Raw genomic sequence first — 12,866 nt, 5'->3', positions numbered from 1 at the left:
CCATGAGTCGTGAAACCCTGCAGGAATCGCTGTCCGCGGTGATGGATAACGAAGCGGACGAACTGGAATTGCGGCGTGTGCTCGCAGCCAGCGAAGGCGGCGAGCTGCGTGACACCTGGTCGCGCTATCAGCTGGCCAGGGCGGCCATGCATCGCGAGGTGCTGGTGCCGAAGCTGGACATCGCTGCTGCGGTATCCGCAGCGCTGGCCGACGAAGCGGCTCCGGCGCGCAAGACCCCCATGTGGCGCAGCGTTGGTCGTGTCGCCGTGGCAGCGTCCGTGACGGTCGCCGTGCTGGCTGGTGTGCGCTTCTACAATCAGGACGAGCTGACGGGTAATCAGCTGGCCCAGCAAGACGCCTCTCCGGTGCTCTCTGCGCCGCAGGTCCAGGGGCCTGCACTGCTCGCCGGCTACAACAGCAGCGAGGAAGCCGGTGAGCCTGCCAAGGTTGGCACCGTAAGCTGGCATGATCAGCGTCTGCCCGACTACCTGCGTCAACATGCGCAGCAGGCCGTGATGGGGGGTGGTGAAACCGCTCTGCCTTACGCCCGGGCCGCCAGTCTGGAAAACCGCTAAGGAGTCACATGCGCGCGATTCCCCTCTGTCTGCTCAGTGGTCTGCTGGCGTTGCCGGTGCACGCCTCTGAGGTTCAGGACTTGCTTGGACGCCTAGCCGAGGCGGAGCGTCAGCAAAGTTTTCAGGGTACGTTTATCTATGAACGTAACGGTAGTTTCTCCAGTCATGCCGTCTGGCACAAAGTGGAGGATGGGGGACAAGTGCGTGAGCGCCTTCTGCAGCTGGATGGTCCGGCGCAGGAGGTGCTGAAGGTCGATGGACAGACGCAATGCGTCAGTGGTGCGCTGGTCGATCAGGTCAGCGAAGGCCAGACCTGGCCCGCTCGCCACCTGGATGCCGATCAGTTGAGCAACTGGTACGACATTCGTGTCGTGGGTCAGTCACGCATCGCTGATCGCAGCGCCGTGGTCCTGGTGCTGGCGCCCAAGGATCAGCACCGCTATGGCTTCGAACTGCACCTGGATCGGGAGACCGGTCTGCCGCTGAAGTCCTTGCTGCTCAACGAGCGCGGCCAGCTGCTTGAGCGTTTCCAGTTCACCCAGCTCGATGTCATGACGCCGGAAGCCGAGGCCCTGCAGCCCAGCTCGCGCTGTCGTCCGGTGCGCATTCGCCCCGTCGACAATCTGGCCGAAGGCAGCTGGCGTTCCGACTGGCTGCCGCCAGGCTTCACCCTCAACATGGCACAGCTGCGCCACGAACCCTCTTCCGATGCCAGCGTTGCCTACCTCATGTACGGCGATGGCCTGGCCCGCTTCTCGGTCTTTCTCGAGCCGCTGAACGGCCGTGTCGTCGAAGACGCACGTAGCCAGCTGGGCCCGACCGTCGCCGTGTCGCGGCGCATGAGCACCGAGGCGGGTGACGTGATGGTCACGGTGGTTGGCGAGATTCCCCTGGGGACTGCCGAGCGCATCGCGCTGTCCATGCGCGCGGGCGCGTCTGAAACAGGAGCGCCTGAACAGGCCAGCCAATGATCGAGGAACAGGGGCGTGTAGTGGCGCTCGAGCCCGGCGCCGTCTGGGTCGAGACGCTACGCCGGAGTACCTGCTCCAGTTGCTCGGCCAATGCTGCCTGCGGGCAGGGCGTGATGGAACGCCTGGGCGTGGGCCGTGAGCGTGGTCATGTGCGCGCGCTGTCCACGCTGCATCTGAACGTTGGTGACGCCGTGGTGATCGGCGTCCGTGAAGAGCTGCTGGTACGCAGCTCTCTGCTTGTCTACCTGCTTCCCTTGCTGGGCCTCATGGCTGCCGCCCTGGCAGCCGACGCAGCAGGGCTCTCCGAACCTCTGTGCATCCTCTCCGGCCTTGCCGGTCTGTGCGTTTCCTGGCTGCTGGTACGCTGGCGAGCGTCCAGGGTCGCCGATGATCCCCAATTGCAACCTGTTGTCCTGCGCGCATTGCTGGCTGCCAGCCCGTGATTTCCTGCGTGTATTTCATTCTGCATCTGGAGTTGTAGCCGATGAGAAATATCAAGTCCGTTGTGCCGGTGTTGATGGCCGCCCTGTTGTGGGGGCAAAGTCTGGTGGCGCAGGCCGATCTGCCTGATTTCACGCCGTTGGTCGAGGAAGCCTCGCCTGCGGTGGTCAATATCAGTACGCGGCAGAAGGTGCCTGAGCGCGCCGTTGCCGGGCAGTCCGGGCTGCCCGATCTGGAAGGCCTGCCACCGATGTTCCGCGAGTTCTTCGAGCGCAGCATTCCGCAGGTGCCGCGCAATCCGGGCGGGCGTCAGCGCGAGGCGCAATCGCTGGGTTCCGGCTTCATCATCTCGCCGGACGGCTACATCATGACCAACAACCATGTGGTCGCCGACGCCGATGAGATCATCGTGCGCCTGTCCGATCGCAGCGAGCTGGAGGCCAAGCTGATCGGCGCCGACCCGCGCAGTGACGTGGCGCTGCTCAAGGTCGAAGGCAAGAACCTGCCAACCGTGCGCCTGGGCAAGTCCGAGGAGCTCAAGGTCGGCGAGTGGGTGCTGGCCATCGGTTCGCCGTTCGGTTTCGATCACTCGGTGACGGCCGGTATCGTCAGCGCCAAGGGCCGCAGCCTGCCCAGCGACAGCTACGTGCCCTTCATCCAGACCGACGTGGCGATCAACCCGGGCAACTCCGGCGGCCCGCTGTTCAATCTCAAGGGTGAGGTCGTCGGCATCAACTCGCAGATCTTCACTCGCTCCGGCGGTTTCATGGGCCTGTCGTTCGCCATTCCCATGGAAGTTGCCATGCAGGTCGCCGACCAGCTCAAGGCGGATGGCAAGGTCACGCGCGGCTGGCTGGGTGTGGTCATCCAGGAAGTAAACAAGGACCTGGCCGAATCCTTCGGCCTGGACAAGCCTGCCGGTGCGCTGGTTGCGCAGGTGCTGGAAGACGGCCCGGCCGACAAGGGCGGGCTGCAGGTTGGCGATGTCATCCTCAATCTCAATGACAAGCCGATCATCATGTCCGCGGACCTGCCGCATCTGGTCGGTGGCCTGAAGCCGGGTGAGAAGGCGCAACTGGACGTGGTGCGCGACGGTTCGCGCAAGAAGCTCAACGTGACCATCGGCACGCTGCCGGAAGAAGGGCAGGAGCTGGCCGCTGGCGACCCGGCTCAGGGTGGCGAGCGCAGCAACAACCGCCTGGGTGTCACGGTGGTCGAGCTGACTGCCGAGCAGAAGAAAGGCCTCGACCTGAAAGGCGGTGTGGTGGTCAAGGAAGTGCTCAATGGTCCGGCCGCGATGATCGGCCTGCGTCCGGGTGACGTGATCACGCACCTGAACAACCAGGCCATCGACTCCACCAGCACCTTTACCCAGGTGGCGCAGGAGTTGCCGAAGAACCGGTCGGTCTCCATGCGCGTGCTGCGTCAGGGGCGCGCCAGCTTCATCACCTTCAAGCTGGCGGAGTAATTCTTCCGGCAAGGCTGAACAGGGGCGCTTTCGGGCGCCCTTTTTGCGTGCACGCCAGGCGCTGCAGCAGACGTGACGTGGTTGCGAGGGATCGGGTACAATCCGCGGCTATTTTCGGCAAGCGTCTTGCCCGTGCCCTCTTCGAGTGTTGATCTGTGAGTGACCTGAGTCATATCCGCAATTTTTCCATCATTGCCCACATTGACCACGGCAAGTCCACCCTGGCTGACCGTTTCATCCAGCTCTGCGGCGGTCTCACCGCGCGTGAAATGGAGGCTCAGGTCCTGGACTCCATGGATCTGGAGCGTGAGCGCGGCATCACCATCAAGGCCCACAGCGTCACGCTTCACTACAAGGCGCAGGACGGCAAGGTCTATCAGCTGAACTTCATCGACACCCCCGGCCACGTCGACTTCACCTATGAAGTCAGTCGCTCGCTGGCGGCCTGCGAAGGTGCGCTGCTGGTGGTCGATGCCGGCCAGGGCGTGGAAGCGCAGTCGGTTGCCAACTGCTACACCGCCATCGAGCAGGGCCTCGAGGTCATGCCGGTGCTGAACAAGATGGACCTGCCGCAGGCCGATCCGGAGCGCGTCAAGGACGAGATCGAGAAGATCATCGGTATCGACGCCACCGATGCCGTGGCCTGCAGCGCCAAGAGCGGTATGGGCGTGGACGAGGTGCTCGAGCGCCTGGTGCACACCATTCCCGCGCCCGAGGGCGAGATCGAGGCGCCGCTGCAGGCGCTGATCATCGACTCCTGGTTCGACAACTACCTGGGCGTCGTGTCGCTGGTGCGCGTGCGTCACGGTCGGGTGAAGAAGGGTGACAAGATCCTGGTCAAGTCCACCGGCAAGGTGCACCTGGTCGACAGCGTCGGTGTATTCACCCCGAAACACACCGCCACCGCCGACCTCAAGGCCGGTGAAGTGGGCTTCATCATCGCCAGCATCAAGGACATTCATGGTGCGCCGGTCGGCGATACCCTGACCCTGTCCACGACCCCTGAGGTCGAGATGCTGTCGGGTTTCAAGAAGATCCAGCCGCAAGTCTACGCGGGCCTGTTCCCGGTCAGCTCGGACGATTTCGAGGACTTCCGTGAGGCGCTGCAGAAGCTGACCCTCAATGACTCGTCGCTGCAGTACGCACCGGAAAGCTCCGATGCGCTGGGCTTCGGTTTCCGCTGCGGCTTCCTCGGCATGCTGCACATGGAGATCATCCAGGAGCGCCTGGAGCGCGAGTACGACCTGGACCTGATCACCACCGCGCCGAGCGTTATCTACGAACTCGAGCTCAAGACCGGTGAGACCATCACCGTCGACAACCCGTCCAAGCTGCCGGATGTCTCGTCCATCGCCGATTTCCGCGAGCCGATCGTGACGGCGACCATCCTGGTGCCGCAGGAGCACCTGGGTAACGTCATTACCCTGTGCGTCGAGAAGCGTGGCGTGCAGCGTGACATGCAGTTCCTCGGTTCTCAGGTTCAGGTTCGTTACGACCTGCCGATGAACGAGGTGGTGCTGGACTTCTTCGATCGTCTGAAATCGACCAGCCGTGGCTACGCCTCGCTGGACTATCATTTCGATCGCTATCAGTCGGCCAACCTGGTCAGGCTGGATGTGCTGATCAATGGCGACAAGGTCGATGCCCTGGCATTGATCGTGCACCGTGACAATGCGGCGTACAAGGGACGTGCGTTGACCGAGAAGATGAAGGAACTGATTCCTCGGCAGATGTTCGATGTGGCGATCCAGGCAGCCATTGGCGGCCAGATCATCGCGCGAACCACTGTCAAGGCACTCAGAAAGAACGTACTGGCCAAGTGTTACGGCGGCGACGTGAGCCGTAAGAAGAAGCTGCTCGAGAAGCAGAAGGCCGGTAAGAAACGCATGAAGCAGGTCGGCAACGTGGAAATCCCACAGGAAGCCTTCCTTGCGGTGCTCAGGTTGGATAGCTAAGGCTCTATGTCGATCAATTTCCCGCTCCTGTTGGTTATCGCGGTTGCCGTTTGCGGCTTCCTGGCCCTGATCGATCTGATCCTGCTGGCTCCGCGCCGCCGTGCGGCGATTGCGGCGTACCAGGGGCGGGTCGACGATCCTGACGACAGGGTGCTGGAGCGCCTGAGCAAGGAACCCTTGCTGGTCGAGTACGGCAAGTCGTTCTTCCCGGTGCTGGCCATCGTGCTGGTGCTGCGCTCGTTTCTGGTGGAACCCTTCCAGATTCCCTCGGGGTCGATGAAGCCGACCCTGGAAGTGGGCGATTTCATCCTGGTCAACAAGTTCGCCTACGGCATTCGTCTGCCGGTCATCGACACCAAGGTCATCGAGGTGGATGACCCGCAGCGTGGCGACGTGATGGTGTTCCGTTACCCCAGCGACCCGAGCATCAACTACATCAAGCGTGTCGTGGGGCTGCCGGGTGATCGCATCCAGTACACCCAGGGCAAGCGTCTGCTCATCAACGGTGAGCCGGTGGCCGAGAAGCTGCTGGGCGAGGAGCCGGGCAGCCTGGGCAGCGCGGTTCTCTATCAGGAGCGCCTGGGACAGGTCGAGCACACCATCCGCAAGGAAATGACCCGCATGCGGCGTGATCCGGGCGGTGAGTGGGTCGTGCCGCAAGGGCACTACTTCATGATGGGCGACAACCGCGACAACTCCAACGACAGTCGCTTCTGGCGTGATCGCAACATCCCTCAGGAGCTGTGGGGCATGGTTCCGGACGACCACATCGTCGGCAAGGCCTTCGCCATCTGGATGAGCTGGCCGGAGCCGAAAACCGGCAATCTGCCCAACTTCTCGCGGGTCGGCCTGATTCATTGAGCACTGGCGCGCTGTTCAAGGCAGCGCCGCAGGCTATAAATAGTTCTAGCCACGAGGCTACAACAAGACCGTTTATTGGGGGATGAACATGACTTTCGCGCGTTCGCAGCAGGGGCTTTCCATTCTGGGCTGGCTGGTGGCTCTGGCCGTGGTGGCGTTCTTCGCCAGTACCGGTTTCAAGATCCTGCCGCATTATCTCGACTACATGTCGATGGAAAAGATCATTACCTCGGTGGAGACCGACCAGGCTGCGCAAGTGCGCACCGTTGGCGAGTTCTACAGCCACGTCGACCGTGGCATGCAGGTCAACAGCATTCGCGATCTGAACCTGCGTGACGTGATGCAAGTGAAGGTGGAGAACAACGAGTTCCGGGTCCACCTGAAGTATGAAAAACGTGAGCCGCTGATCGAGAACCTCGACCTGGTGGTGAATTTCGACAAAGAATTTCGTGTACGGATGCCGTGAGTCCCAATCTGTCCCGCCTCGAGCGCAAGCTCGGCTATAGCTTCAAGGACCAGGATCTGATGATCCTGGCCCTCACCCATCGCAGTTTCGCCGGCCGCAACAATGAGCGGCTGGAATTTCTCGGTGATGCCATTCTCAACTTCGTCGCCGGCGAGGCGCTGTTCGAGCGCTTCCCGCAGGCGCGCGAAGGTCAGTTGTCGCGTTTGCGCGCCCGTCTGGTCAAGGGCGAGACCCTGGCCGTGCTGGCGCGCGGTTTCGAGCTGGGCGAATACCTGCGCCTGGGCTCGGGTGAGCTCAAGAGCGGTGGTTTTCGCCGCGAGTCAATCCTCGCCGATGCGCTGGAAGCCCTGATCGGCGCGATCTATCTGGATGCCGGCATGGATGCGGCCCGCGAGCGCGTGCTGGATTGGCTGACCGGCGAGCTGGATGGCCTGACCCTGGTCGATACCAACAAGGACCCGAAGACGCGCTTGCAGGAGTTCCTGCAGTCGCGCGCCTGCGAGCTGCCTCGTTACGAGGTGGTGGACATTCAGGGCGAGCCGCACTGCCGTACCTTCATGGTCGAGTGCCAGGTGGCCCTGCTCAATGAAAAGACCCTGGGCCAGGGCGGCAGCCGGCGTATCGCCGAGCAGGTCGCTGCGGCTGCGGCGCTGATCGCCCTCGGGGTGGAGAATGGCAATGACTGATGCACCCGTGACCCGCTGTGGTTACGTCGCCATAGTCGGCCGGCCCAATGTGGGCAAGTCGACGCTGCTCAACCACATCCTCGGACAGAAGCTGGCGATCACCTCGCGCAAGCCGCAGACCACCCGTCACAACATGCTCGGCATCAAGACCGAGGGTGATGTGCAGGCCGTCTACGTCGATACGCCCGGCTTGCACAAGCACAACGACAAGGCGCTCAACCGCTACATGAACCGCAGCGCCTCCACGGCGTTGAAGGATGTCGATGTCGTGGTGTTCGTGGTCGACCGCATGCGCTGGACCGACGAGGACCAGCTGGTGCTGGAGAAGGTCCAGCACGTCAAGTGCCCGATCCTGCTCGCGGTGAACAAGGCTGACCGTCTGGAAGACAAGAGCGAGCTGCTGCCGCACCTGAACTGGCTGGCCGAGCAACTGCCGCAGGCGGAGATCGTGCCGATCTCCGCGTTGCAGGGGCAGAACCTCGACACCCTGGAAGCGCTGGTAGGCGAGCGCCTGCCGGAGTCCGAACACTTCTACCCGGAAGACCAGATCACCGACCGCTCCAGCCGTTTCCTGGCGGCCGAGCTGATCCGCGAGAAGATCATGCGTCAGCTCGGTGCCGAGTTGCCGTACCAGATCACCGTGGAGATCGAGGAGTTCAAGCAGGAAGGCCGCGTGCTGCACATCCACGGCCTGATCCTGGTGGAACGCGACGGGCAGAAGAAGATCATCATTGGCGACAAGGGCGAGCGCATCAAGCGCATCGGCCAGGACGCGCGCAAGGACATGGAAACCATGTTCGATTCCAAGGTGATGCTCAATCTCTGGGTCAAGGTCAAAGGCGGCTGGTCCGACGACGAACGCGCGCTGCGTTCGCTGGGCTACCTGGATTGAGCCGCGGGCTGCACGCCATGCGCTGCGCCATAGCTCGCGCTTGAGGCTTGCAGCTTGGACCTTGCCGCTTATGTCCTGCATAGCCGTCCCTACAAGGAAAGCAGCGCCCTGGTGGATTTCTTCACCGCTCAGGGGCGCATCCGTGCGGTACTGAGAGCCGCGCGCGGCAAGGTCGGCAGCATCGCCCGTCCGTTCGCGCCGCTCGATCTCGAACTGCGTGGCCGTGGCGAGCTGAAGACCGTCGGCCGTCTGGAAAGCGCCGGCATCCCGTTGCTGCTGACGGGCGAGGCGCTGTTCTCCGGGCTCTATCTCAACGAACTGCTGATCCGCCTGCTGCCCGCCGAGGATCCGCACCCCGCGATGCTCGACCACTATGGCCTGACCCTGCAGGCGCTGGCTGCCGGCCGGCCCCTGGAGCCGCTGCTGCGCGCATTCGAATGGCGCCTGCTGGACGAGCTGGGCTATGGTTTCGCCCTCGATCGCGATCAGCATGACCAGCCCATCGACCCCGCTGCGCTGTACCGCTGGCAGCAGGACGTCGGCCTGGTGCAGGTGATACAACTGCAGCCTGGGGTATTCCAGGGCCGCGAGTTGCTGGCCATGGCCGAAGCGGACTGGCAGACGCCGGGTGCGCTGGCTGCCGCCAAGCGCCTGATGCGCCAGGCACTGGCACCCCATCTTGGCGGCAGACCACTGGTCAGCCGCGAACTTTTCATGACGCTCAAGGAGTCCAAGCGTGACTGAGGCCAATCGTATTCTGCTCGGCGTGAACATCGACCACGTCGCCACCCTGCGCCAGGCTCGCGGTACGCGCTACCCGGACCCGGTCAAGGCCGCCCTGGATGCCGAGGAGGCCGGTGCCGACGGTATCACCGTGCACCTGCGCGAAGATCGCCGGCACATCCAGGACCGTGACGTGCGGGTGCTGGCCGATGTGCTGCAGACACGGATGAACTTCGAGATGGGCGTCACCGACTTCATGCTCGGTTTCGCCGAGCAGATCCGCCCGGCGCATGTCTGCCTGGTGCCGGAAACCCGCCAGGAGCTGACCACCGAAGGCGGCCTGGACGTGGCCGGGCAGGAGGCGCGCATTGCCGCGGCGGTCGAGCGTCTGTCCCTGGCCGGTTGCGAGGTGTCGCTGTTCATCGACGCCGAGGAGCGGCAGATCGAGGCGGCCATGCGCGTCGGCGCTCCGGTCATCGAACTGCACACCGGCCGCTACGCCGATGCCCATACGGCGGAGGAGGCGGCCCAGGAGCTGTCACGCATCCGCGACGGGGTGATCTGCGGTTTGAACCACGGCTTGATCGTCAATGCCGGCCATGGCCTGCACTACCACAACGCCGAAGCCGTGGCCGCGATTCCCGGGGTCAACGAGCTGAACATCGGCCACGCCATCGTCGCCCATGCGCTGTTCGTCGGCTTCAAGCAGGCGGTCGCGGAGATGAAGGCGCTGATCGTCGCGGCGGCCGAGCGCGGCTAGCGGACGTTGTGGGAGGGGCTTCAGCCGCGACTTTCCATGGCCTGTCGCCGCTGAAGTGCTTTCGATTCAGCCCTGGCTGAACGCCTGAGTCATCTGCATGGCCAGTGCCTCGATGGCATCGTTGTGCTGATGGCCGCGAATCAGCTTGATGTGGTACTCGCCCAGCGCCGGCAGGCCCTGTTCCGCGCCCAGGCGGCGCAGAGGAGGCTTGACCAGGCTGCGGGGGAAGGGGGCGATGGCCAGGTCGGCAGTCATCGCCGCCTCCTGGCCGGCACACTGCTCGCAGGAATAGGCGACGCGGTAGCTCAGGCCCTGGCGGTCCAGCGCGTCGAGCGCGGTCCGGCGCCAGGCACAACCCGGGTTGGCCAGTGCCAGCGGTAGTGGCGAGCGCTGCACCGCCAGGCCGCCATCGCGGCCGGCCCAGACCAGTTCCTCGGAATAGATGACATCACCGCGTGAGTCGTCCAGACCATCGTTGCCCGCGTTGATCAGGGTCAGGTCCAGCTCGCCGGCATCCAGTTTCGCCACCAGATCGACGCTGCGCCCGACATTGACCTCGACCTCCACGGCCGGATGGCTGCGTGCGAACAGGGTCAGGACGCCGGGGAGTACGCGGTCGCCGATGTCGTTCGGCGTGCCGAAGCGCACGCGGCCGGTCAGGGTCGGCGTCAGGAAGCGCGCTACCGCTTCCTCGTTGAGCTTGAGCAGGCGCCTGGCATAACCCAGCAGCAGCTCGCCCTCGGCCGTCAGGTGCACGCGCCTGGCTTCGCGTGTGAACAGGCGCTGGCCGAGGGTTTCCTCCAGGCGCTTGATCTGCAGGCTGACCGCCGCGGTGCTGCGAAACACCTGGGTGGCGGTGCGGGTGAAGCTGCCGCTGTCGGCGATGGCGACGAAGGTACGCAGCACATCGCTTTCCAGCAATGGCAATGACAGGGGAGCGGTCGCGTTCATGATCGTTAAATATTACTTAATCGATGATTTGAAATTTGTCGTTTGTTTGAACGATAGGCGCGTTTCATTCTGATCGCAAGCCCGGTACGACCCGGCAGCGCAGAAGGAGGAAACGCCATGAAAAGTTCGAACCATCACGACAAGCCGCGCCCAGCCATGCCCGAGTTCTACATGCCGGCCATGTGGCCACTGGACCTGCAGAATGCCATCGTCGACTGGATCGGCGCCTGGTTCTGGCGCCGCCGCATGCGCCGCCTGCTGGCCCAGGACATCGAGGGGCGCATCCGTCTGGGCGGCGCCCGTGGCGTGGTCGAGCAGGGGGCGGCTGAACCGCTGCGCTCGATCGCACAGCGGCGGGCACGTTGGCTGCGCCCGCAGGGCGGGTGCAACCGGCCACGCTGAGGGTTAGGGCTTGCGCGCGATCAGCACGGCGCGGGTCGGTGCCGGCAGGCCTTCGACGGTACGGCTGTGGTCAGCCGGATCGAGAAACTCCGGCAGCGACTGGAAGCGCATCCACTCGGTGGCGCGTTGCTCCTCCACCGAAGTGGTGCTGACATCGACGCAGCGCACGTCCTCGAAGCCGGCGCGGCGCAGCCAGCGCTCCAGCGCCGGTACCGACGGCAGGAACCACACATTGCGCATCTGCGCGTAGCGGTCCTCGGGCACCAGCACCTGCTCGACGTCGCCTTCCACCACCAGGGTTTCCAGCACCAGTTCGCCGCCCTTGAGCAATGCATCCTTGAGGTCGAGCAGGTGATCGATGGGCGAGCGGCGGTGGTAGAGCACGCCCATGGAGAACACCGTATCGAAGCCCTGCAGCCTGGCTGGCAGCTCCTCGAAGGCCAGCGGCAGGTGCCACACCGGCTGGTCCGGCAGGTAGCGCTTCATCGCCAGGAACTGGCAGAGGAACAGCCAGTTGGGGTCGATGCCCACCACGCTGTCCGCGCCGGCGCCGAGCATGCGCCACATGTAGTAGCCGTTGCCGCAACCCACGTCGAGGATGCGCTTGCCGGCGAGGTCCAGATGCGGCGCGACGCGCTGCCATTTCCAGTCCGAGCGCCATTCGGTGTCGACGTGCACGCCGAACAGTTCGAAAGGCCCCTTGCGCCAGGGAATCAGGCCTTGCAGGGCGCCCTGCAACTGGGCGCGGTTCGCCTCGTCGCAAGGGCCGTCGAACGCGAAGCGCTGGTCGAGTTCGATGTCGCTCGCCGTCAGCGCGGGCAGCGCCTGCACCGCGCCGTACCAGCGCGCCAGGTCGCCATGACCGATGGCCAGCTTGGCATCGAGCTGGCCGGGCAGTGAACAGGCCCAGTCCTGCAGCGGGGTGCCGGCCAGTTGTGCCTGCAGTGCGTCGAGATCCAGATTGCGCATCATGGCAGGGCCACCAGGGAGGCGAAGTTCAGGCACTGGAACCAGGGCACCACCTTGCTGAATCCTGCCGCCAGCAGGCGTTCGCGATGCTGCTCGAGGCTGTCGGGTTTCATCACGTTCTCGATGGCGCTGCGCTTCTGCGCGATCTCCAGCTCGCTGTAGCCGTTGGCGCGCTTGAAGGCAACGTGCAGTTCGGTGAGCAGTTCGTGCTGGGCATCGTCCTCGAAGCGCAGCTTCTCCGAGAGAATCAGCGCGCCGCCCGGCAGCAGCGCCTGGCGGATGCGCGTGAGCAGCTCCAGGCGGCGCTCCGGCGGGATGAACTGCAGGGTGAAGTTGAGCGTGACCAGCGAAGTCGGTTGCAGGGGGAGGGCAAGGATATCGGCCTCGATCACTGCAACCGGCAGCAGCTCCTGGAACATGGCGTCCTGGGCGTGCAGGTATTCGCTGCAACGCGAAACCATGGCCGGCGAGTTGTCCACGGCGATCACCCGGCAACCGTCGCTGCGCACGTGCCGGCGCAGCGCCTGGGTCACCGCGCCGAGCGATGCGCCGAGATCGTACAGCGTGGTATGTGCCTGGGCGAACTGGCCGGCGAGCACGCCGATGTTCTCGACGATGGTCGGGTAGCCCGGCACCGAGCGCTTGATCATGTCGGGAAAGACCCGCACGACGTCCTCGTTGAAGACGAAGTCGGGCACATCGGCCAGGGGCTGGGCGAACAGGCGGTCGGATTCTTGGCTCACGGC

The 12,866-nt window shown here is 64.2% G+C and carries 15 protein-coding genes; 12 read left to right on the top strand and 3 right to left on the bottom strand.

Annotation, left to right across the window (positions count from 1 at the left end; all coding sequences use genetic code 11):
- Positions 1-2: 2 nt before the first annotated feature.
- The 11 genes from EPK82_RS08425 to pdxJ all read left to right on the top strand — a co-directional run bounded on the left by EPK82_RS08425 (position 3) and on the right by pdxJ (position 9,798).
- Positions 3-575: a sigma-E factor negative regulatory protein gene (locus tag EPK82_RS08425; RefSeq protein ID WP_134676307.1), complete on the top strand. Its 573-nt coding sequence runs from the start codon at positions 3-5 to the stop codon at positions 573-575.
- Positions 576-583: 8 nt separating this feature from the next.
- On the top strand, positions 584-1,546 hold the full coding sequence (locus EPK82_RS08420) for a MucB/RseB C-terminal domain-containing protein (protein WP_037048954.1): 963 nt from the start codon (positions 584-586) through the stop codon (positions 1,544-1,546).
- Positions 1,543-1,989, top strand: a complete 447-nt coding sequence (locus EPK82_RS08415; RefSeq protein ID WP_037048951.1) for a SoxR reducing system RseC family protein — start codon at positions 1,543-1,545, stop codon at positions 1,987-1,989. Before EPK82_RS08420 ends, EPK82_RS08415 begins: the two co-directional genes overlap by 4 nt.
- Positions 1,990-2,030: 41 nt before the next feature.
- Positions 2,031-3,455, top strand: a complete 1,425-nt coding sequence (locus tag EPK82_RS08410) for a DegQ family serine endoprotease (protein ID WP_037048949.1) — start codon at positions 2,031-2,033, stop codon at positions 3,453-3,455.
- Positions 3,456-3,610: 155 nt separating this feature from the next.
- Complete coding sequence (gene lepA, locus EPK82_RS08405) at positions 3,611-5,410, top strand: translation elongation factor 4 (RefSeq protein ID WP_134676306.1); 1,800 nt, start codon at positions 3,611-3,613, stop codon at positions 5,408-5,410.
- Positions 5,411-5,416: 6 nt separating this feature from the next.
- Complete coding sequence (lepB, locus tag EPK82_RS08400; protein WP_037048943.1) at positions 5,417-6,271, top strand: signal peptidase I; 855 nt, start codon at positions 5,417-5,419, stop codon at positions 6,269-6,271.
- A gap of 88 nt (positions 6,272-6,359) precedes the next feature.
- Positions 6,360-6,737 carry a DUF4845 domain-containing protein gene (locus tag EPK82_RS08395; protein ID WP_037049139.1) on the top strand — a complete coding sequence of 126 codons (378 nt, stop codon included), beginning with the start codon at positions 6,360-6,362 and terminating at the stop codon, positions 6,735-6,737.
- Positions 6,734-7,423, top strand: coding sequence for a ribonuclease III (gene rnc / locus EPK82_RS08390; protein ID WP_037048940.1), 690 nt, complete (start codon positions 6,734-6,736; stop codon positions 7,421-7,423). The genes EPK82_RS08395 and rnc overlap by 4 nt, the downstream gene beginning before the upstream one ends.
- Positions 7,416-8,315, top strand: coding sequence for a GTPase Era (era, locus tag EPK82_RS08385; RefSeq protein ID WP_047592068.1), 900 nt, complete (start codon positions 7,416-7,418; stop codon positions 8,313-8,315). Before rnc ends, era begins: the two co-directional genes overlap by 8 nt.
- 54 nt (positions 8,316-8,369) lie before the next feature.
- Positions 8,370-9,059 (top strand): DNA repair protein RecO, encoded by a 690-nt coding sequence (gene recO, locus EPK82_RS08380; protein WP_134676305.1) that lies wholly within the window; start codon positions 8,370-8,372, stop codon positions 9,057-9,059.
- The gene (gene pdxJ / locus EPK82_RS08375) at positions 9,052-9,798 is read left to right on the top strand and encodes a pyridoxine 5'-phosphate synthase (protein WP_037048930.1); all 747 of its coding nucleotides are present in this window, start codon (positions 9,052-9,054) and stop codon (positions 9,796-9,798) included. The genes recO and pdxJ overlap by 8 nt, the downstream gene beginning before the upstream one ends.
- A gap of 66 nt (positions 9,799-9,864) precedes the next feature.
- Here the strand turns inward: pdxJ and EPK82_RS08370 are convergent, their stop codons facing one another.
- Positions 9,865-10,749 (bottom strand): LysR substrate-binding domain-containing protein, encoded by an 885-nt coding sequence (locus tag EPK82_RS08370; protein WP_134676304.1) that lies wholly within the window; start codon positions 10,747-10,749, stop codon positions 9,865-9,867.
- Between the two features lie 117 nt (positions 10,750-10,866).
- Between EPK82_RS08370 and EPK82_RS08365 the strand changes: the two genes are divergently transcribed.
- On the top strand, positions 10,867-11,151 hold the full coding sequence (locus EPK82_RS08365) for a hypothetical protein (protein WP_134676303.1): 285 nt from the start codon (positions 10,867-10,869) through the stop codon (positions 11,149-11,151).
- A gap of 3 nt (positions 11,152-11,154) precedes the next feature.
- Here the strand turns inward: EPK82_RS08365 and cmoB are convergent, their stop codons facing one another.
- On the bottom strand, positions 11,155-12,123 hold the full coding sequence (gene cmoB / locus EPK82_RS08360) for a tRNA 5-methoxyuridine(34)/uridine 5-oxyacetic acid(34) synthase CmoB (protein ID WP_134676302.1): 969 nt from the start codon (positions 12,121-12,123) through the stop codon (positions 11,155-11,157).
- On the bottom strand, positions 12,120-12,863 hold the full coding sequence (gene cmoA / locus EPK82_RS08355) for a carboxy-S-adenosyl-L-methionine synthase CmoA (protein ID WP_134676301.1): 744 nt from the start codon (positions 12,861-12,863) through the stop codon (positions 12,120-12,122). Before cmoA ends, cmoB begins: the two co-directional genes overlap by 4 nt.
- Positions 12,864-12,866 lie beyond the last annotated feature (3 nt).

The organism is Ectopseudomonas khazarica, from assembly GCF_004521985.1.
Lineage (GTDB): Bacteria > Pseudomonadota > Gammaproteobacteria > Pseudomonadales > Pseudomonadaceae > Aquipseudomonas > Aquipseudomonas khazarica.
The sequence above is the reverse complement of the archived record's forward strand: the minus strand, read 5'-3'. Positions and strand labels throughout refer to the sequence as shown.